This window comes from Mesorhizobium sp. AA23 (genome assembly GCF_001672435.1).
In the GTDB taxonomy this organism is placed as follows: Bacteria; Pseudomonadota; Alphaproteobacteria; order Rhizobiales; family Rhizobiaceae; genus Mesorhizobium.
Map to the genome: position 1 here is coordinate 158,954 of NZ_LYTP01000003.1, position 18,909 is coordinate 177,862.

At 62.8% G+C, this 18,909-nt stretch carries 18 protein-coding genes and 1 pseudogene; 3 read left to right on the plus strand and 16 right to left on the minus strand.

Annotated features, from left to right (window positions below; all coding sequences use genetic code 11):
• The first annotated feature begins 20 nt into the window (after nucleotides 1-20).
• The 3 genes from A9K66_RS05250 (at nucleotide 21) to A9K66_RS05260 (ending at nucleotide 4,866) form a co-directional block, all read left to right on the plus strand.
• Entirely contained in the window at nucleotides 21-3,539 is a 3,519-nt protein-coding gene (locus tag A9K66_RS05250) for a CheR family methyltransferase (RefSeq protein WP_067320573.1), read from the plus strand.
• Nucleotides 3,536-3,940 carry a response regulator gene (locus A9K66_RS05255; protein ID WP_067320576.1) on the plus strand — a complete coding sequence of 135 codons (405 nt, stop codon included), beginning with the start codon at nucleotides 3,536-3,538 and terminating at the stop codon, nucleotides 3,938-3,940. Before A9K66_RS05250 ends, A9K66_RS05255 begins: the two co-directional genes overlap by 4 nt.
• Nucleotides 3,941-4,302: 362 nt before the next feature.
• On the plus strand, nucleotides 4,303-4,866 hold the full coding sequence (locus tag A9K66_RS05260) for a sigma-70 family RNA polymerase sigma factor (protein WP_067320579.1): 564 nt from the start codon (nucleotides 4,303-4,305) through the stop codon (nucleotides 4,864-4,866).
• 9 nt (nucleotides 4,867-4,875) lie between these two features.
• Here A9K66_RS05260 and A9K66_RS30660 read toward each other — a convergent pair whose 3' ends face one another.
• The 16 genes and pseudogenes from A9K66_RS30660 to A9K66_RS05335 form a co-directional block, all read right to left on the minus strand.
• Nucleotides 4,876-5,052, minus strand: a complete 177-nt coding sequence (locus A9K66_RS30660) for a hypothetical protein (protein WP_082953720.1) — start codon at nucleotides 5,050-5,052, stop codon at nucleotides 4,876-4,878.
• Nucleotides 5,053-5,235: 183 nt separating this feature from the next.
• A complete protein-coding gene (locus A9K66_RS05265; RefSeq protein WP_067320582.1) occupies nucleotides 5,236-5,454 on the minus strand; it encodes a hypothetical protein in 219 nt (72 codons plus the stop codon).
• Between the two features lie 64 nt (nucleotides 5,455-5,518).
• Nucleotides 5,519-6,373, minus strand: coding sequence for a methyltransferase domain-containing protein (locus A9K66_RS05270; RefSeq protein WP_245307396.1), 855 nt, complete (start codon nucleotides 6,371-6,373; stop codon nucleotides 5,519-5,521).
• 50 nt (nucleotides 6,374-6,423) lie between these two features.
• A complete protein-coding gene (locus A9K66_RS05275; protein ID WP_082953721.1) occupies nucleotides 6,424-7,416 on the minus strand; it encodes a GNAT family N-acetyltransferase in 993 nt (330 codons plus the stop codon).
• A complete protein-coding gene (locus tag A9K66_RS05280; RefSeq protein WP_067320587.1) occupies nucleotides 7,413-8,477 on the minus strand; it encodes a glycosyltransferase in 1,065 nt (354 codons plus the stop codon). Before A9K66_RS05280 ends, A9K66_RS05275 begins: the two co-directional genes overlap by 4 nt.
• A 22-nt stretch (nucleotides 8,478-8,499) precedes the next feature.
• Nucleotides 8,500-9,432 carry a beta-xylosidase gene (locus A9K66_RS05285; RefSeq protein WP_067320763.1) on the minus strand — a complete coding sequence of 311 codons (933 nt, stop codon included), beginning with the start codon at nucleotides 9,430-9,432 and terminating at the stop codon, nucleotides 8,500-8,502.
• Complete coding sequence (locus A9K66_RS05290; protein WP_067320589.1) at nucleotides 9,425-10,186, minus strand: TIGR04290 family methyltransferase; 762 nt, start codon at nucleotides 10,184-10,186, stop codon at nucleotides 9,425-9,427. The genes A9K66_RS05285 and A9K66_RS05290 overlap by 8 nt, the downstream gene beginning before the upstream one ends.
• 2 nt (nucleotides 10,187-10,188) lie before the next feature.
• Complete coding sequence (locus A9K66_RS05295; protein ID WP_067320592.1) at nucleotides 10,189-10,992, minus strand: sugar phosphate nucleotidyltransferase; 804 nt, start codon at nucleotides 10,990-10,992, stop codon at nucleotides 10,189-10,191.
• Nucleotides 10,992-12,092, minus strand: coding sequence for a glycosyltransferase (locus tag A9K66_RS05300; protein WP_067320593.1), 1,101 nt, complete (start codon nucleotides 12,090-12,092; stop codon nucleotides 10,992-10,994). Before A9K66_RS05300 ends, A9K66_RS05295 begins: the two co-directional genes overlap by 1 nt.
• Nucleotides 12,093-12,105: 13 nt before the next feature.
• Nucleotides 12,106-12,699 carry a histidine phosphatase family protein gene (locus A9K66_RS05305; RefSeq protein ID WP_067320596.1) on the minus strand — a complete coding sequence of 198 codons (594 nt, stop codon included), beginning with the start codon at nucleotides 12,697-12,699 and terminating at the stop codon, nucleotides 12,106-12,108.
• Complete coding sequence (locus A9K66_RS05310) at nucleotides 12,696-13,799, minus strand: inositol-3-phosphate synthase (protein WP_067320599.1); 1,104 nt, start codon at nucleotides 13,797-13,799, stop codon at nucleotides 12,696-12,698. The genes A9K66_RS05305 and A9K66_RS05310 overlap by 4 nt, the downstream gene beginning before the upstream one ends.
• 189 nt (nucleotides 13,800-13,988) lie before the next feature.
• Nucleotides 13,989-14,147 carry a DUF3309 domain-containing protein gene (locus tag A9K66_RS05315; RefSeq protein ID WP_066991972.1) on the minus strand — a complete coding sequence of 53 codons (159 nt, stop codon included), beginning with the start codon at nucleotides 14,145-14,147 and terminating at the stop codon, nucleotides 13,989-13,991.
• A 452-nt stretch (nucleotides 14,148-14,599) separates the two neighbouring features.
• Nucleotides 14,600-15,556 (minus strand): annotated as a pseudogene (locus tag A9K66_RS05320) (UDP-glucuronic acid decarboxylase family protein); the annotation flags it as partial.
• Nucleotides 15,557-15,579: 23 nt separating this feature from the next.
• Nucleotides 15,580-16,689, minus strand: coding sequence for a glycosyltransferase (locus tag A9K66_RS05325; protein ID WP_067320601.1), 1,110 nt, complete (start codon nucleotides 16,687-16,689; stop codon nucleotides 15,580-15,582).
• Nucleotides 16,686-17,780 (minus strand): glycosyltransferase, encoded by a 1,095-nt coding sequence (locus tag A9K66_RS05330; RefSeq protein ID WP_067320604.1) that lies wholly within the window; start codon nucleotides 17,778-17,780, stop codon nucleotides 16,686-16,688. The genes A9K66_RS05325 and A9K66_RS05330 overlap by 4 nt, the downstream gene beginning before the upstream one ends.
• Nucleotides 17,777-18,907 (minus strand): glycosyltransferase, encoded by a 1,131-nt coding sequence (locus tag A9K66_RS05335; RefSeq protein WP_067320607.1) that lies wholly within the window; start codon nucleotides 18,905-18,907, stop codon nucleotides 17,777-17,779. The genes A9K66_RS05330 and A9K66_RS05335 overlap by 4 nt, the downstream gene beginning before the upstream one ends.
• Between the last annotated feature and the right edge of the window lie 2 nt (nucleotides 18,908-18,909).

Below are 18,909 nucleotides of genomic sequence, written 5' to 3' on the forward strand. Positions count from 1 at the left end.
AGAGCTCGAGAGAGCCCGCCATGTTTCCCGTGATCGGCATCGGCGCGTCTGCGGGCGGCATCGCAGCGCTGCAGAAGTTCTTTCCGGAAGTGCCGGCCGACAGCGGCTTTGCCTATGTCGTGATCCAACACCTCGATGCCGAGCATGAGAGTGTGCTCGCGAGCATCATCCAGCGCTCCACCGCGATCGAAACGCAGACCGCGGTCGAAGGCGCAGAAGTCGAGCCGAACAACATCTACGTCATCCCGCCGGGCGTCTCGGTGACCATCCGGGGACAGCGTTTCAACATGGCCAAGATGGCCGCCACGCGCGCGAAGCGGACGCCGATCGACGATTTCTTCACGTCCCTGGCACAGGATCAAGGGGAGGATGCGGCCGGGCTGATCCTTTCCGGAACCGGCAGCGACGGCACGATCGGGCTCAGGGCAATAAAGGAACATGGTGGCCTAACGCTGGCGCAGCAGAGCGCCGAATATGATGGCATGATGCGCAGCGCCGTGCAGAGCGGCCTAGTTGACATGGTGCTGCCGGCCGAGGAGATGGCTGCGAAGCTCGTCGGCTATTTCAGCCACGCCAACCGCGATGAAAGCGAACGCGACCGCCGCAAGCGCGAAGTGGGCGAACAGCTTTCGCGGATCACGGGGCTGTTGCGTACGCGCACGGGCCATGATTTCAGCGGCTACAAGGACAACACCATCCTGCGGCGCATCCAACGCCGCATGCAGGTGCTGCAGATCGACGATCCGACGGCTTTCTACGAGCGGCTGCGCGACGAGCCGCAGCAGGTCGACCTTCTGTTCCAGGACCTGCTCATCGGCGTGACCAGCTTCTTCCGGGACCCGCAGGCCTTCGATGCGCTAGAGAGCTTAGTTATTCCGAAGCTTTTCGGGGGCCGCAAGCCGGACGAGACGATCAGGGCCTGGGTGCCCGGCTGCGCCACCGGAGAGGAAGCCTATTCGATCGCCATGCTTTTGAAGGAGAACGCGCCGCGGGGCGCCGCTTCTCCCAACCTGCAGATCTTCGCCACCGACATCGACGAGCGTGCGCTGGAAGTGGCGCGCGCCGGCCGCTATCCGGCGACCGTCGCAAGCGACATCACGCCGAAGCGCCTGAAGGAATTCTTCTCGCGCGAGGACGGCACATATCGTGTTTCCGCCGAGTTGCGGGAAGCCTGCCTGTTCTCGGCGCACAATCTGTTGCGCGACCCGCCGTTTTCCAAGCTGGACCTCATCGCCTGCCGCAACCTCTTGATCTATATGGGGCCGGAGCTGCAGGAGAAGATCATCCCGATCTTCCATTATGCGTTGCGCAATAACGGCTATCTCTTCCTCGGCTCGTCCGAGAACGTTACGCGCCATGCGCGCCTGTTCTCGACCATCGACAAGGCGACCCGCATCTTCCAGAAGCGCAGTGAGGTCGCCGCGCAACGCCTGCCGGAATTCCCACTTGCCGCCGCCGCCAGGCAGGCTGTTCCCAGCACGCGCCCGCGGGCAACGACAGGAACCCTGCAAGAAGTTGCCGAACGCTTCCTGGTCGAGCGCTATGCTCCGGCCTACGTGGTCGTCAACGCCGCCGGCGAATTGATGCACAGCTCGGGCGGGACAGGCAAATATCTGGAACTTGCCGCCGGCGCGCCCGACCACAACGTCTTCTCCATGGCCCGTCGCGGGCTGCGCATGGACCTGCGCGCTGCCCTTCACAAGGCAGTCAGCACCGGACAGATGGCGGTGCAGAACAAGATCAGCATCGGCACCAATGGCGGACGCCAGACGATCAGCCTCGCCGTGCAGCCGCTGCCGGTCGACGGCAATTCGGATCCGCTCTACATGCTGGTCTTCCGCGATATCGGCGGGATAAAGGCGGAGGCAGAGGACGAGCCCGTCCACACGACCGACGATGTCGAAAGCGCCAATGTGAGTCAGCTCGAAAAGGAGCTGCGGGAAACCAGGGAACGGCTGCAGATCACGACGGAGGAGCTAGAATCCTCCAACGAGGAGTTGAAATCCTCCAACGAGGAACTGTCCTCCATCAACGAGGAGCTGCAGTCCTCGAACGAGGAACTGGAAACCTCGAAGGAAGAACTGCAATCGATCAACGAGGAATTGCAGACCGTCAATGCCGAGCTCAACATCCGCGTCGACGAGCTCAGCCGCGCCAACAACGACATGTCCAACCTGCTCGAGAGCACGCAGATCGCGACCGTGTTCCTCGACCGCGATCTTTGCGTCAAGAACTTCACGCCGACGGCGCGGGACCTGTTCAGGCTGGTCGAAAGCGATGTCGGCCGGCCGCTCGCGCATGTGCGGCCGCGCTTTGCCGCGGACCGGCTGCAGGCAGACATGGAGCAGGTGCTGCAGCGGCTGGGGACGATAGAAAGGCAGGTGGAAGTCATTGAAAGCGCCAAGCGATACATCATGCGCGTGATGCCCTATCGTACCGTCGACAATGTCATCGCCGGCGTCGTCGTCACCTTCGTCGACATTACCCAGATCGCGCAGGCGGAGGAAAAGATCGGCGCGCTGTCGCACGACCTGCGCAACCGCCTCGAAAGCCTGGAGACTGTTCTGGATCTTGTGCCTGTCGGCATCTTGATCGCCGAAGACGACGACGGCGATGCCATCCGCGCCAATCGCCGCGCGGCCGAGCTCGCCGGCCGGCGCGCCGCGGACGGCAAGCTCAGCACTGTGCCGGCGGTCCTGCCGCTGATGGTGAACGGCTCCGTGGTGGAAACGCACGAGCAGCCGCTGCAGAAGGCGATGCGAACGGGCAAGCCCGTCCCCGGCTACGAAGCCCGAATCGCCCAGGGGGACGGCTCAAGCATCGACGTGATGATGTCGGCCAATCCGCTGTTTGACGAGTCCGGCAGGGTTCGGGGCGCTATTGCGGCCCTGGTCGATGTCTCGAACCATAAGGAGGCCGAGCGCGCTCAGGAGAGGCTGCTGCACGAGCTGCAGCATCGTGTGAAGAACATCCTAGCCACGATCACCGCACTGACCTCGCGCATGATCCGCTCGTCAAGCTCAATGGGGGAATTCGCGACATCATTCCATGAGCGACTGCACGCGATGGCGCGCACGCATGAGGTCCTGTCTTCCCACAATTGGGGCGACGCCGACCTCGAGGAACTGCTGAGGGCGACGTTTTCCCCCTACAGCAGCACGGGACGCCAGAATCTAGTCGTTCACGGCCGGCCGTTCCACCTCGATGCGGCAACGGCGGCGGCACTCGGCATGGTGTTCTTCGAGCTTGCCAGCAACGCCGCCAAATATGGGGCGCTTTCCGTCGAGACCGGACGCATCGAGGTCTCCTGGAACGTGGTGAAGCCGGGCATGCTTTCGATCAGCTGGAAGGAACTCGGCGGTCCGGCCGTGGAAGAGCCATCCCGCAGAAATTTTGGAACCACTTTCATCCAGCAGAGTTTGGAGTACGAGCTGAGGGGGAGTGTCGAATTGAACTTCCGGCCCACCGGCCTGGAGTGCCTGCTTGAAATCCCCCTTGCCCGAACCGAAGCCTTCGAGCCGCTGCCCGGCTACGCATGAACAAGAGCGCTCCATTATCGGGCCTGCGGATCCTCGTCGTCGAGGACGCTTTCCTGGTTGCGCTCGACCTCTCCGACGAACTGACCGATGCGGGCTGCCATGTGGTGGGGCCCGCGCCCTCGGTTCAACAGGCGCTCGAGCAGATCGATGGCGTCGAACTCGATGGGGCGGTGCTCGACGTGAACCTGCATGGCGAACGCAGTTTCCCGCTTGCCGAGCACCTCGCAGCGCGCCACGTTCCTTTCCTCTTCCTCACCGGCTATGACAGCGCAACGGTCTTTCCCGATCAGTTCCGGGATTCGCCGAGACTGTCGAAGCCAGTAGACTCCAAAGTGCTGATCGAGGCGGTCGCCCGATTGGCGAGCGCAGGCACCGAGGCCGCGCGGCGCTCTCGCCTGTAGCAATCGGGCTCCTGCAAGGGTTTCGCAACATCCAATGTAGGTATTGGTCTGCAGGTCTTTTCTACTCCTCCGCTAGTGTTGATCCTTTTGCTGACGAATGATCGCAGGATCACGGGCGGCCGGGTCAATAGTCGGACCACGAACAACCTCGGAGCATAACGAGCGTGGTGATCTTTGCGGCCTCGGCGGATTGGTCGCGAGTTGGTTTCTCTAGCTCGAACGGCGACCCCGTTGGTTGGCCGGAGGCGTTCAAGCAAGTTCGTTTACAACAGGAACGATCATCATCGTCACGCATTCTCCCTAATCAATGCCCATCAACTCTCTCTGCTGGGGTGAGAACCGTGTTACCCAAAGGCCATGCCGTGCCTGACTGCGTACCGGGCGAGGTCGCTGTCGTCGACCTCATTCCTGCCTTGCGTGCTTTTGCGCGCACTTTTTGCCGCTTGCCCGATGACGCCGACGATTTGGTGCAGGAGACCCTGACCAAGGGGCTTGCGAACCTGGACAAGTTCGAGCCGGGGACGCGATTGAAGTCCTGGCTTTTCACCATCATGCGCAATACGCATTATACGCGGGTCAAGGCGGCAGCTAGGGAGGCGCCCGGTTTGCTTGACTGCGCCTCCAGCCGGCCGATTTCGGAAGCCTCGCAGGACTGGTCCGTTCGGACCAAGGAAGTCTACCGCGCCATCCAGAAGCTTCCGATACATCAGCGCGAGGTACTGACGCTGATCGGTGTGCTGGGCGTCAGCTACGAAGAAACCGCGGAGATATGCGATTGCGCGGTCGGGACCGTTAAAAGCCGTCTCAACCGCGCGCGTGCAAGCGTCCTGGAATTCCTTGATGAAAGCTCATCGCAAGCGCTGGTCGAAAGACACGACCATCTCGCGGAAGATCACTGGGACAGAAGCGCTGACAGGCATCGATGAGGCTTGCCGTCAGTTCTCCTTTTTGCACCGGCGCTTCTCGATCAGCGCATTCTGCAACTCGATCGCGAGCTTAGCCAGGCGATCAGGAACTTTTTCCTGCTCAATGGCGGTCAACAACGACGCGATCTCTTGGTCTATGCCCAGGCTTGCCTGGCTGACGGGATCGCGCTGGCTCGGACGAGACATGGCATTCTCTTAGCAAATGTGGCCCCTTCGAGATTCACTTGAGACCATACACGGCCGGAGTTTGCAAGGCGCTTCCAGCCGCCGATCAGCTTCAGCCCCGCAGCAGATCGTGGCGGAGCGAAAACCCTTTGCCTGAAATGATCCGTTGCGCGCCTGCAAAGTCTTGCGATAGTCCCCGCAAGATCAGTTTTCCGGAATCCGGTTTGCCGCGTGGTCTTGATACTGATCGGACTTGATCCGATTGCTGTCGAGGCCGCGTTCTTTTGTATGCTGCTTCTTATCCCGGTTCGACAGGACGTCATTTTCGCCATTCATGTCTTTCGGAACCGTCGTCTTCGCTCCGGTCCCGTCACCTTTGCCCTGACTGCCGCGTCCCATGTGTTTCTTACCGCCGGACGCCATCTTGTTCTCCTGGGTCTTCCAGCTTCTGCGCAAGTGGTTTGGGGCCCGAACTTCGGTCCGTCGGTTATGTTCCGCCGGTACGACGAATAAGAAAGGCGGTGCCGTCCCATCGACGGAAAGGCATCTCACCATCGATGAGGACGTCCATGGCGCATATTCGGGCGAGATGCCCGATGTCCGAGGAATCGGCGGCGGGCGACATCCGGTACGAATAATTCAGGATTGCCGCCATCCCTCCTGGCCGCAACACGCGCGCCACTTCGATAAAGTGCCGCTCGGCGACGCCGGCAAGTACCAGGTAAGGGAAGCTGTCGACCGCCAGCACGCCATCAAAACCCGCATTGACGAATTCGCCAAGGTCGAGGCCGGAGGTCCGGCGGAATTCAACATTGCCAAGACCGGCGCAGCGTCGGCGCGCGACGGCAACCATCCTGGGGGAGATATCGATGCCGACGATATGCTTCGCTCTGGCGTGGAGCGCGCATTCGAAGCGGCCGATGCCGGAGCCGATATCGAGTATTGTCTTGTCCGCGCCGGTAAAATCCTGTCGCTCCAGCCAGGAGACGATTTCGGCCGTTGCAGCCGTAAGCTTTTCCTCGTCGCCAAGCGACGAAAGTTGGACGCTGGCCGCCGGAGAGATGGCGACCGCCTCGTCAAAGCCCTCGGCCAGCCGGCGGATCGTCATCTCACCGGTTTCGCCGCGCAGACGGTCATGACAAACCGAAGCTGCCGTTGACCTCAGACTATCGAAGGCATCTGCCTTGCCTGAAAGAAGCACAGCGATGTCCTCGAGCCAGCCCCTTTGCTCGACAGCGCTTGTACGCATGTCCAATGCGACGTCCGCCAATTCTGGCGCGCGCATATCCGTCTCGACTGCCAATCTGGCGACCGCGACTTCGGCGGACAGGTCGGTCGCCATGCAATCCTCGAGGATATGCCTCGCGGTCGACCTCACTCGCTCTGCTGTGGTCATGGCGAGGCGCTCCGGGTCCAGACCCGTTGTATGGTCCATCGGTCCTTTGCTCCCCAGCTGTATTTGTAGCTCTCCCGGCCGCGTAGAAAATCGAACTCTCGCGCGCCGTCCTGAACGGCTTCGGCGATAGCCTTGCCGATCAGAATGGCGCCGGGGCTCTCCGATGCGTAAGCGGGGTCGAAGCCGCCGAGATAGGCATAGGCGCGGTCGTGGTGATGAAAACCGTAATAGGCGCCGACGACGGCGCCGTCGATTTCCATCAGCCAGCACCGCGCCAAATGGCTCGCGGCGAGACGGGGCAAGGCATTGCGATGAAACTCGATCGCGCTTTGCGTCAGCACGCCGCCGCCCTGTCCGGCCCAGCGGGCGTCGTGCAGGCGGATCAGCTGACCGAGAAATATCTCCGGCGCGGCCTCCGCCCGGTTGATCGTCACCCGGCCTCTCCGTTGCGCGGCTCGCAGCGCGCGACGCAGCTGGCGTCTTCGCCGCGCGGGAACGCACCCTGCAAGCGTCTCGTCGCCAGCCAAGGCAAGCACGGGGCAGGCGGCATGGCCGGTAGATCGGCTCTCGTCGATATCGGGCAGCAAAAGCTCCAGGGATGCGGCTTCACTCGAAAGGTCCGGCAGGATCCATTGCGACCATTCGAGCGAAAGCACAGTCTCGGCAATCAAGATACCGACGGCTTCTTCGAACTTGGGTGCGCAAAGAATGTCGAGATAGTCGCTCAGCGATATTCCGATCGGAAGCAGGCGCAAACCGGAAGCGTGCCGTTCGAGGTAGAGTGGTGCCAGGCCGACGAGATCGTTTCCGTTCCACACGGCGATCGCCGAGAGATCGCCCGGCGCGAATGTCCGCCACCATGGCAGGAGCCAGGCGGGTGACTGGAAAGGCGTAGCAGAGCCGCATTGCGACCAGAGCGACCACCAATGCTGCTCTAGACCGTCGAGCGCATCTTGGTCGCGGATGACATCGGCACGCAGGCCGCTCATCCGGCGACTCCCAAATGTGTGCGGGACTCGCCGAGCTTTGCCAATGCCCGATAGGCATCCATATAGGCCGAAACCATGCGATCGAGCGAAAACCGATCTCGCGCCTCGGCCCGGCATGTTTCGTTGTCGAGGTCGGCCGAAGCGTCGATGGCCATCGCCATCTCGTCGATATCATTGACCAGGAACCCGGTCTTGCCGTGCTCAACGACATTGGGCAGGGCGCCATTCGGGAAGGCCACAACCGGCGTGCCGCAGGCGAGGGCTTCCATGGCAACGAGCGAGCTCGTCTCCGCGGCGAGGCTCGGAATGACCAGGCAGCGGGCGGCGTTGAGAAGGCGCCGCTTGGCGAAAAACCCGAGCGGTCCCAGGAAACGCCGCCGCCTGTCGAGGCGAGGCTCCACCTCGTCGGCGAAATACTGAACATGTGTCCGGTAGGGATATATCTGCCCTCCTATTGCAAGCGGCACTCCAGCGCGCTTCGCGGCGTCGATCGCCAGGTGGATGCCTTTTTCCGGGCATATTCGGCTTAACACGAGTGCGAAATTGCGATGCGACCGGGGGGCGGCAAGCGCATTGACGTCAACCCCGTTTGGGATGGGCGCGATCAGTCTGGATCCGGCCGGCGCGTTTGCTTGCTGCGCCTCCGAGACCGCGTGCAGCCACAGGTCGTCGCGGGCCGGGCTCAGCACTCCGGCCGGATACCAGGCAAGCGGCAGGTGCAGTGTCACGAGCGTGGGGCCGTCATCGGGAAGATAGGCATCGAAATCGATGCCATGCAGATGGACGACATCGATCGGCCAGCGCGCACGCGCGGCTGCGATCGCCACGCGGTGCGCGTCCTGGGCTCGGCTCTTTGCCGTCTCGTCGAGCGCGCCTGTTTCGGCAGGCGTCTCGACCAGGGTCCCGGCCGCGCTGGAGCCCCGGCAGGCGACGACGATGGATTGATGGCCTTGCCTGACCAGTGCGTGATCCAGCATCGACAGCACCTGCTCGGCGCCGCCGACCGCATCGAGGCCGACAGGCGCAAGCGGATAGGCGACGTTGAGCACGGTAAGCGTCATGGCTGATCGAGCCGAAGTGACCTCATGCGGCCGAGACCTGCCGCATCGGCATCGCGGGGTCGCGCACGCCAGGTGCGTAGCGGCGCACCATCTTCGCGCAGAATTCGGCGAACTCTTCGGGCGCCTGTGGCGGGCTGGTGTGATGAGGCTGCAGGCCTCGGTGCTCGGGCGTGAAGCAGAAGGTGATGGTGACGTTGAAGTCTGCCAGAGCTTCCATCTGGCGGTCAAACCAATCGAGGGCATTCGGTCTGAAACTGTCGGCCCAAGAGAGGCCGGTGCGCAGACTGGTGACGCCCAGCCGCTTCATCCAGGCGACGGCGTCGTCCAGTCGGTGGTCCTCGAAATGAAACCACTGGACGAGGCCCATTTCCGGAGTGTGCCGCACGAACTCTTCGAGCGCGGGCTTGGGCGAGCCATCCTCGCGCAGAAGACCCATGTAGAAATGACGGTAATAGGAGGAGCCTTCCACCTCGCGGTGCCGTGTGGTCGCTCCCCAAGCGTGAGGCAAATCATAAAGGCTATACCATTGCACGCGGGGCGCGTTGCCAAGCAGAAGCTCCGCCGTCCGCCGCAGGCCCCAGACCTGGACCTCCTCGGCGCCGAAGCTCGACACGCCGACTTCGCTGATCCAAATCGGCAGATCGGTGACTTCGGCGATCTCGCCGAGCTTTTGCGGCCATTCGTGGATCTGCCAAAGGTTCCAGTCGAGCGGGAAGCCGTGCACGGCGACGGCGTCGACATGGTCGAGGACACCATATCCCTTGATCAGCGACATGAAGCCGGCATCGATCGGCGAAATGCCGCCAAGCACTCTGGTGATCGCCGGGTTTTCAAGCCCGATCGCGTCCGCCGCCATGATCGTCATCCCGGCGAAGCGGCTCCAATCCGGATCGAGCTCTGGGTCCCAATGCGACTTGTTGTTGGGCTCGTTCCAGATCATGGCGGCTTCAATCATCATTTCGTCCTTTCGACGGGTAAACCGCACCTTCACCCGCCGGCTCATCGGACGCGCGGCAGAAGTAGACCTCGTCTTCCGGGTGAAGCAGGATCTGGAAGCCGGCGCTGCGCAGCATCGCCTCGATGCAGCCGCGGTTCGGGATCCACCAGTTGGTCGGATCGTCGGCGTAGCGGTGCTCGATGAAGTGCAGCTTCGGGAACTCGGTTCGATCGAATAGGTCGAGCGTCCAAAAATCGTAGTTCTGTTCGAGCGCGAGGATTTCGCTGCTCCCGCGTTGCATCGACTGGAAGATCATCAAGTCGCGCGCAACATGCTCGCGGATGAGGTCGAGCGCCAGCAACGGGTGGCGTAGATGGTAAAGCACGCCCATGAAGAGCACGATGTCGAAGGTCTCGCCGAGCGCGCCGACGTCGTAGACCGATAATTGCCGGAATTCGATGTCGCACTCGGCGATTTCGGCGGCGAAACGCGCTTGCGTCAGATAGTCCACGTCGAAATCGATGCCGAGCACGCGATCGGCGCCTCGCTTCTTCATTTCAATGGAATAGAACCCGGCGTTGCAGCCGATATCGAGCACCGACTTGCCCGAGAGATCGGCCGGGATCGCATCCGCGAATTTCTGCCATTTCACCAGAGGATAGTTGCCGAGGAAATGGTCGGGAGCGGTCTCCACGCCCGCCAGTTGCATGTTGTGGAACCACGGTCCAAGCGCATCGATGCGGCGGCGAATTTCCGCGTCGGAATGCAGCATGGTCAGCCTCCTTCGCCTGGCAAGGATGGCACGTGCGAGCGGCTCGGCGGCACGAATATCGCTGTGCCATCGTCTTCCGAGGCGTCGTTGTTTTCAAGCAGCCGGAGCGCCGTGCGGTAGCCGTTGAAGGTGCCGACATCGACATAAGCCGAGCCCGCCTTGATGCCCCAGGCTTCACCACCGGCGGCAAGGTAAGCATTGACCAGCGTTCCGAAATACTCGTCGCAGCCGTCCCGCTCGCGCCAAAGCGCCGCGAGCCGCTGAAAGATGCAGCCCGGCATCTTGAACGCGCCCCAGACCCAGTCCGTGGCTGCGTCCTGCTGCTTGACCTGGATCTGCTCGACGCGGCCGTCCTGATCGACGACCACGGCGTCGAAAAGCTCGGGACGGTCTACAGGAAACAGCAGGAATGACAGCCGGTCGTCCGGCAGATGGCAGAAGCCGTCCTCGGGGAACCAGATCGTGTCCGGCAGACCGATCAGGACGGTCTCTTGCGGCGCGACGAGAGGGGCGGCGCGGAAGATCGCGTCGCAAAGACCGACGGGAGAGGGCTGGGCCACGAAAATCGCGGCCGCGCTGTCATAGCCGGCCGCATAGTATTCGAGGATATCGGACTTACCCGAACCGATGATGAAGCAGATCCTGTCGACGCCGTTGCGCACCATTCGGCGCACCAGATACTCGCTGACCGCGCACGGACGCTCGGTTTGCCCGTCCATCCGGCTGCCAACCGGGAGCAGTTCCTTGGAAAAACCCAGCGGTTGAATGCGGCTGCCGCGCCCCGCCGCAGGCACGATACCCAACATCAGACTGTTTCCTTCATCGGTTCGCTTGCTGGCGCGGTGGCGGCTTCGACCAGAATCCGGTCCAGTTCCGCGGCGCGGCGTGCGGATGTGTGTTCGTCGAGGACGCGTTCGCGGGCTCGGCGGCGCAACGCCTCGAGCTCGCCGTCCGACAAACCGAGCGCGGCGACCACATCGTCGGTGGAATGTGCAAGCAGGATTTCGCAGCCGGGCTCGAAGAAGTCGTCCAGACCCGGCCAGTCGTCGGAAACGATGGCGGCGCCGCAGGCAGCCGCTTCGAACAGCCGGCCGGAGGGGCACCAGCCCTTGCGCGCCATGGCCTCGCGGGTGACATTCAGGGTGAGACGTGACGAGCAGAAGAAGGCCGGATGATCGGCAGGCGGCAAATGCCTGACGAAGAAGATGTTGTCGCTCCACGGAAACTCCTGCGGATATTGAGCGCCGCCAATGACGAAACGGCGATCCGGCAGCCGGACGGCGGGCGCGACGAGCAGCTTCTCGACGCCGGCCTGGCGATCCGCGGCATAAGTGCCGAGGTAGGACAGATCGCCGGCAAACTCGGCCCTGGGCTTTGCCGGCCGATGACGCTCCGGATCGACATGACCGTAGAGCGGCACGACGCGGCGCGCCCCCAGCATGGACTTGAGCGCACCGAGTGCCTCGCCGCCGGTGTAGCTCAGCACCAAATCGAAATCGCGAAGGCCTTCCGGACCGAAATAGGGAGGCTGCTCCCCCTGCTCGATGCGCGCGAGCGTCACCGCGGTGTCAAGATCGTAGAACACCTTGAGCCCACGGCAACTCTCCTGCGCGAGGCGTGAGGCTTCAACAGCATCCGGGCAGTAGGAGGTGACGATGACCGCGTCAGCCTGCCGGACCGCGATTGCCGCAGCCTGGGCAATATCATCCCATCCCGGATAGAGCACCACGTGGCCGCCATCGAGATCGGTGAGATCCCTTGCGCCGGCATAGTAGGGCGTGTCGCGCTCAAAGAAGCTGATCGACCAGCCGAGTGGCGCCAGCGCGCGTATCAGCCCGCGCCAAAGCGTGGCATGTCCGTTTCCCCAGGAAGAGGTGACCGTGAGGCCGAAGATCACCATGCGCATCGGGCAGCTCCAGTCAGGCGATTTCGTTCAGGCGAATGAGCTTAGAGCCCCAGTCGCCATGGACGACGGTGGTGATCGAGGCAGGTTCGATGTCGAAGCGAAAACAGTCGCCGAGCTGAAGGCCAAGCACCTTGCACACCGCAGCCTTGATGACGTCCGCGTGACTGATCAGTGCAACGCATCGGTTTGGGGCCTGTTCGCGCAGCACGTCCATGAGGTCGACGATCCGCTGCTGGGTGTCCTGCATGGTCTCGCCGCTCGGTGTTCGGGCGCTCTGTCGCTGGTCGTTCCACATCCGCCAGGCGGCGTCATCGGCCAGCTCTTCGAATGTCTTGCCGGACCATGCGCCGAAATCGATCTCGTCCAATTCCTGGCAGATTCCGATCTGCTCGATATTGCAGGCGACAGCGATCGGTTTCGCGGTTTCCAAGGTGCGCTTGCGCGGGCTGCTGAAAATGGCCGCGAGCGGTTCCCTCGCCAGACGGCGGGCCAGACGCAGCGTCTGTGCCTGGCCGGTTTGGCCAAGATCGATATCCTGGCGGCCTGCCAGATAGCGGCCGACATTGTCATACGCAGCATGCCGCACGAGGAAAATAGTCGTTGTCATTCCGCGGCGTCGAGCATCGGCTCGCCCCTACCGGCTATGAAGGCGAGGGTGCGCAGGCGGGCTTCGGCATCGGTGAACTGCTCCGGCGGAGACTTCATGAAATAACTGCAAGGCCCGGTGAGCGCCCCAGCGATACCGCGATCGAGCGCCAGCTTGGCGCAGCGCACCGCGTCGATGACCACTCCGGCGGAGTTGGGGGAATCCCAGACTTCCAGCTTGAGTTCGGCATTCAGCGGGACGCCGCCGAAGGTCGTGCCTTCGACCCGGATATAGGCCCATTTGCGGTCGGTGAGCCAAGGCACATGATCGCTGGGTCCGACATGGATGTTGCCGGGCTCGAGCGGTACATCGATCTGGCTGGTGACCGACTGCGTCTTGGAGATCTTTTTCGATTCCAGCCGCTCACGCTCCAGCATGTTGAGGAAGTCCGTGTTGCCGCCGAAGTTGAGCTGGTAGGTGCGGTCGATGCGCACCCCGCGCTCCCGAAACAGATTGGCGAGCAGCCGGTGAACGATGGTAGCGCCGACCTGGCTCTTGATGTCGTCTCCGATCAGGGGCAGGCCGCGCTCTTCGAAGCGGCGGCGCCATTCCGGCCGCGAAGCGATGAAGACCGGTATGCAGTTGACGAAAGCGCACCCGGCCGCCAACGCGCATTCGGCATAATAGCGGGTTGCCGCATCCGAGCCGACCGGCAGATAGGACACCAGCACCTCGGCCCCGCTTTCCCGAAGGCCTGCGGTCACGTCGGCGACCGGCTCATTCGCTTCCTCGATTTCATCGCGCAGATATTTGCCGATGCCGTCGAGTGTAGGTCCGCGTTGCACGCGCACGCCGATCGGCGCCACATCGGCAAAACGGAAGGTGTTGTTCGGGGCGTTGTAGATTGCTTCGGCCACATCGCGCCCGACCTTGCTCTTGGCGACGTCGAAGGCGCAGACGACCTCGATGTCTTCGACATGGTAGCCGCCGAGATCGGCATGCATCAGCCCGGGGATCGGCTCGTTGCTTTTTGCCTGACGATAATAGGTGAGGCCTTGCACTAGGGAGGATGCGCAATTGCCGACACCGACGATGCCGATGCGAACCTTTTTCGATGTCACGAAACCGCCGCCTCTATTGTTGGAGGTAAGTTCCTCGCGCCGAACTGTGACCGGTCAGGAATGTTCCTTGAGAGGTGGAAAATTCGCCGATGCGGTCGACGTTCAATACTCCCGTTGCCGCGTTGTCTCCGAGGCCAGCGCAGGACGCGACGTTCGGAGTGCGGCTAATGGAATCTCGCCCGCTCGGCCTCAAATCCGGCCCATGAGCGCCATGATCACCAGGATGACAAGTATGACGCCGAGCACGCCCGAAGGCCCATAGCCCCAGCCCGACGAATACGGCCAGGCCGGGATCGCGCCGATCAGCAACAAGATCAGGATAATAATGAGGATTGTGCCGAGACTCATATCGGGTCCCCTTCATTGGCGAGGTGGACGTTCGGACCTCAGACTGCGGGGCTCATATGCTATTTGTTCGTCATTCGTCTGAGGCGCTGGGGGCTCAGTCCAGCCTGCGCAGCATGTCAGCTTCCCGCTCGAGGATGGTTGCGACTTCTTCGCGTTGAAGATGCGTCATCATCAGGCTGACGCAACATTCGAGGTAGGTGATGGAGGCTCGTCGCAGGAAGGCGGCGGTTTCCGCGGCCGCCATCTGCTCGATGTCCTTGGCTGATCGCTTCGACTGCACGACTGCGTTCTCCGTGCCGGTTATCGGGCCCAACCAGAATCTCGGTCGGATGTTCCGCTTCGGTGAAAAGAACGCGGGACGCATCGGGATCCTGCGGGCCGCCGGTTTCAACTCCGTCTGCCCCGGACCTGTTGGTCGCGGTGGCGGGCGACACGGTCGCGCTGCCGTCGAGTTCGGCGAAGTAGACGACCGTTTGCAGCAGGCCCTGCCGGAGAGGCACCTTGGGGGCCCAGCCGAGAAGCTCCTTCGCTCGGGCTATATCGGGGCGTCGCCGGCGGGGATCGTCTTCCGGCAAAGGCAGGAATTTGACGGGCGACCTGGTGCCGGTCAGTTCCCTCACCAGGCCGGCCAATTCGAGGACGGTGAATTCCCCGGGGTTGCCAAGATTGATCGGCTGGCGCGGATTGGGCTCGATGTCCATGAGCCGCAACAGGCCTTCGACCAGGTCGGTGACGTAGCAGAAGGATCGCGTCTGCCGGCCATCGCCGAATATCGTCATCGGCCGCTTTTCAAGTGCTTGCATGACCAGATTCGAGACGATGCGACCGTCGGCGGGGTCCATCCTTGGGCCATAAGTGTTGAAGATACGGGCGACACGCACGTCGGCCCGATCGGCCCGAAGGTAGTCGAAGCAAAGCGTCTCCGCAGTGCGCTTGCCTTCGTCGTAGCAGGCGCGCGGGCCGGTGCAGTTCACATGGCCGAGATAGTCCTCACGCTGCGGATGCTGCTCGGGATCACCATACACTTCGCTGGTCGATGCCTGCAGGAAGCGTGCACCGTCGCGAACGGCAAGCTCGAGGAGATTGAGCGACCCGACCACGCAGGTGCGCGTGGTATGAACGGGATCGGCCTGGTAGCGGGGCGGTGACGCCGCGCATGCCAGGTTGAAGACACGGTCGACCGGTTCACCCAGTTCCAGCGGGCTGCAGATATCCTGCTCGATCAACCGGAAGCGCGATTGGCCGATAAGCGGCGTAATGTTCTCCATTCGGCCGGTGAGAAAGTTGTCGATGCAGATCACGCGATAGCCGATGCCAAACAGGGCCTCGCATAGGTGCGAACCGAGGAAACCGGCACCGCCGGCGACAAGCGCCGTCCGTGTCTGTTGGGCCTTTCTTGAACGCCGCATCTGTGTGTTCTCCTGTCTGCCTGTCATGCTGCACTTTCGACATCCAGATCGAGCACCGGACGTGTCTGCCTTGCCCGCGCCAGCATCGACGTGAACTCTCGTGCCCGAGCAACTCCGGTGTGTCTTTCCAGGACCAGCGAATGGGCCTGCCTGGCCATGCTGAGCCTGGCGCGGTCGGGCTGTCCCAGAAGAATTCCCGTCACATCATCTGCGCTGCCGGCCGTCTGTATCGCCGTAGCCGGAAAGAAACTGTCGAGGCCTGGCCAGCGATCGCTGATGATCGGCGTCCCGCACGCCGCTGCTTCGAAAAGCCGGACGCTGGGCGACCATCCGGCTTCGACCATCGAAGTGCGTGTCACATTCAGCGTGTAGCGCTGCCGGTTATAGAAGCCGGCATGCTCGGCCGGCGGCAGGTGCTCGATCCGCTCGACATTGTCGGGCCAGTCGATATCGTGCGGGTATTGCGAGCCCGCGACCACGAAGCGTCGATCCGGCAGTCGACGAGCAGGCTCGAGCAGAAGCGTTTCCAGGGTCTGCTGCCGATCCGGACTGTAGGTGCCGAGATAGCCTAGGTCCCATTTGATCACATTTCGGTTTCGATGGTGCCGCTCGGGGTCGACGGAGCAATAGAGCGGTTCGGCCCGACGCGCGCCGAATTCGAGCTCCAGGCGATGGAGGGTCGGTCCGCCCGTGAAGGAGAAATAAAGGTTGAAATAGGGAATCTGCCGACGCGCGAGATAGTCGCAGTCATCCTCGGCAATCCTGGCCAGCGTCACCGGCGTGTCGATGTCGTAGAAGCAGAATAGCCCGGTGCACAGCGACGCGAGGTCGTCGATGACCGCCCTGCCTTCAGGCACGAACGAGCCGATGACCACAACATCGGCCTGCTGAAGGTCTCGTTCATGGCTGCGACGAAGCTCCTGGACGGTGTCGTAATAGCGCAAGTCGCAATAATCGGGGTCGCGCAGGTCGCGGTGGTGCGCGTACCAGGGCACGTCGCGTTCGAAGAAGGTGACGCGATGGCCGAGCTCGTCGAGGCCCCGCAGCAGCCCCCGAAACGTCGTCGCATGGCCATTGCCCCAGGAAGAGGACAGAGAAAGACCCAGGAACACGATATCGAGTGCCTTCGTCATTCTGCGGCCTCCACGGTCTCGCGCTCGAAATGCGCCTTTAAGATTGCGTCAACCCGTTCAGCCCTCAGTGTGTAGGTGTGCTCGGCCAGAACACGCCGAAGCGCTGCCGCCCCGATCGCCTTTGCGCGCCCTGGTGTGAGCGTGCACATGATCTCGACAACGTCGGCGCCGTCTCGCGCCACCAGGATTTCCTCGCCAGGCGTAAGGAACAGCTCGACACCGGCCCAGGCGTCGGTGATGAGGCATGCACCGGCGCCGGCCGCCTCGAACACCCGCGTTGCCGGCGAAAAGCCGTTGCTGGCCATGCTGTCGCGGCTGATGTTCAGCACCGCCTTCGGCGTGACATTGAAGGCGTTATGGTCTCGAGTGCCGACATGGCCGAGCCAGGAGACATTCGCCGGCATCGGCTTGTCGCCCCAGCCTGATCCGCCGAGCAGGAACTTCTGGTCCTCCAGCGCACCGGCCGGCTCGAGGAAGAAGCCTTCCACGCGGGCCTCGCGATCCGGCAGGCGATTGCCGAGAAAGGCGAGATCGCAGGCGAAGCGGGAATCTCGGGCGACGGGGAAATGCGTCTCGGGATCGAGCGCGTTGTAGATCGGCACACATTCGGCGGCGCCAAGCGCCCTATAGTCCCACACGACGGGATCTCCGCCGCCATAGGTCAGCACGAGGGCGATCCTTTTGAGCTCCTCGTGGAGAGGATGGGCGGCATCGTTCCGCAACTCGCTGAGCGTCGCCGGGGCGTCGACGTCCCAGAACACCGTCAGCGCGTCATTGCGGGCGTGGTCGAGCACGGCGCGCAACAGCGCTTCGTCTTCGAAGCCCACACCGCTTGCCTTGACGACGATGTCGGCCTGCTCGGCGCAGCAAGCGACCTGCATCAGCGCATCCGGCGTCGCCTCGTAGACGACGACGTCGCACCAGTCGGGAACCTCGATGTCGCGGTGCTTCTGCCGGTCAAAGGCATCCGGCTCGTAGAAGACGATGTCGTAACCGCGCCGGGAAAGTGCCTTCAGCAGGCCGCGATAATAGGTGGCGGCGCCGTTCCAATAGGACGACAGCAGGCTGGATCCGTAAAAGGCGATCTTCATGCGGCGGCCTCCCTTGCTGGCAACCCGTCGGCCGCATGGCGATTGCCGCATGCGGCGAGTATGTCGAACAATTCGTCGGCGCGGCGCCGGCATGTGTGCCGTGCCAGGATGGTTTCCAGCCCGGCTGCCGCCAGAGCCTTCGCAAGCGCGGCGTCGTGCAGCACGTCGCGCAGGTGCTGGCGCATCTCGGAGCCGTCGCGGGCAAACAGAAAGTCCTTGCCGGGACGGAACAGCTCTTCGACGTCCGACCATGGCGCAGAGACGAGGGGAATGCCGCAGGCCAATGCCTCGAACATGCGGATCGTGGGAATGCCCGGCAGATGGTCCCGATAGGGTCGGCGCGGGATGTGCACCGTCACTCGATGCTGCGCGAACGCTTTCGGGACGTCGGCATTGGCGATCCAGCCCTCATGGCGCAAGCCGGCGACGGCGAGCGCGGCCCGCGCCTGCGCTGGGTAGCGCACCCCATGAACGGTTCCCGACAGGCCAAGCTCGCGTGACGGCGCGACGAGGAACTCCTGGATTTCGGCGCTGCGTTCGTCGTCGCCCCAGTTGCCGACCCAGACCAGATCCGATAGGGCGTCGACATCGGGAGAGGGTTTGAACAACCGTTCGTCCGCTGCTTCATGCCAGGTGAAAGCCCGTCGGCCCCAGCCGGCGCGAAGGTAGCTCTCCCGCAACGCCTCGCCGAAGACCAAGACGCCGTCATAGTGCTCCAGGTTCAGTGCCGAGATCGACTGCGTCGCCGATACGGCGCGGTGATGCGTGTCGTGAAACAGCAGCGTGAACTTGCCACCGTTGAGCTTGGCCCGCCCGATCCGCGCCACAAGATCTGGATCGGTCCACTCATGGACGATCACCACATCCGCCTTCGCAATCCAGGCCTCGTGATCGAAGGACGCATCGTAGGTCACCGGCATCAGCTCGGGAAAATCTTTCCGGAAGCGCTCGACGGCGAAGGGGCCTTGCTCGGCCAGCAGGTTCGAACGACTCCAGCCGTCCGCGGGTTCGAGCGCGAGGGCGTGGTGTCCGTTCGCAACAAGCTCGCGCATGATGCCGCGCTGGAAATGCGCATTGCCATGGTTCCAATCGGAAACGACGGAATGGGTGTAGAATACGAAATGCATGG

Excerpts from the sequence above, each read along its gene's own strand:
- A9K66_RS05270 (WP_245307396.1), bottom strand. The coding sequence starts at position 6,373 with ATGGCGACCGACCTGTCCGCCGAAGTCGCGGTCGCCAGATTGGCAGTC.
- A9K66_RS30660 (WP_082953720.1), bottom strand. The coding sequence starts at position 5,052 with ATGTCTCGTCCGAGCCAGCGCGATCCCGTCAGCCAGGCAAGCCTGGGC.
- A9K66_RS05285 (WP_067320763.1), bottom strand. The coding sequence starts at position 9,432 with ATGATTGAAGCCGCCATGATCTGGAACGAGCCCAACAACAAGTCGCAT.
- A9K66_RS05295 (WP_067320592.1), bottom strand. The coding sequence starts at position 10,992 with ATGTTGGGTATCGTGCCTGCGGCGGGGCGCGGCAGCCGCATTCAACCG.
- A9K66_RS05330 (WP_067320604.1), bottom strand. The coding sequence starts at position 17,780 with ATGAAGATCGCCTTTTACGGATCCAGCCTGCTGTCGTCCTATTGGAAC.
- A9K66_RS05305 (WP_067320596.1), bottom strand. The coding sequence starts at position 12,699 with ATGACAACGACTATTTTCCTCGTGCGGCATGCTGCGTATGACAATGTC.
- A9K66_RS05290 (WP_067320589.1), bottom strand. The coding sequence starts at position 10,186 with ATGCTGCATTCCGACGCGGAAATTCGCCGCCGCATCGATGCGCTTGGA.
- A9K66_RS05280 (WP_067320587.1), bottom strand. The coding sequence starts at position 8,477 with ATGACGCTTACCGTGCTCAACGTCGCCTATCCGCTTGCGCCTGTCGGC.
- A9K66_RS05325 (WP_067320601.1), bottom strand. The coding sequence starts at position 16,689 with ATGACGAAGGCACTCGATATCGTGTTCCTGGGTCTTTCTCTGTCCTCT.
- A9K66_RS05265 (WP_067320582.1), bottom strand. The coding sequence starts at position 5,454 with ATGGCGTCCGGCGGTAAGAAACACATGGGACGCGGCAGTCAGGGCAAA.
- A9K66_RS05275 (WP_082953721.1), bottom strand. The coding sequence starts at position 7,416 with ATGAGCGGCCTGCGTGCCGATGTCATCCGCGACCAAGATGCGCTCGAC.
- A9K66_RS05250 (WP_067320573.1), top strand. The coding sequence starts at position 21 with ATGTTTCCCGTGATCGGCATCGGCGCGTCTGCGGGCGGCATCGCAGCG.
- A9K66_RS05255 (WP_067320576.1), top strand. The coding sequence starts at position 3,536 with ATGAACAAGAGCGCTCCATTATCGGGCCTGCGGATCCTCGTCGTCGAG.
- A9K66_RS05300 (WP_067320593.1), bottom strand. The coding sequence starts at position 12,092 with ATGCGCATGGTGATCTTCGGCCTCACGGTCACCTCTTCCTGGGGAAAC.
- A9K66_RS05335 (WP_067320607.1), bottom strand. The coding sequence starts at position 18,907 with ATGCATTTCGTATTCTACACCCATTCCGTCGTTTCCGATTGGAACCAT.
- A9K66_RS05315 (WP_066991972.1), bottom strand. The coding sequence starts at position 14,147 with ATGAGTCTCGGCACAATCCTCATTATTATCCTGATCTTGTTGCTGATC.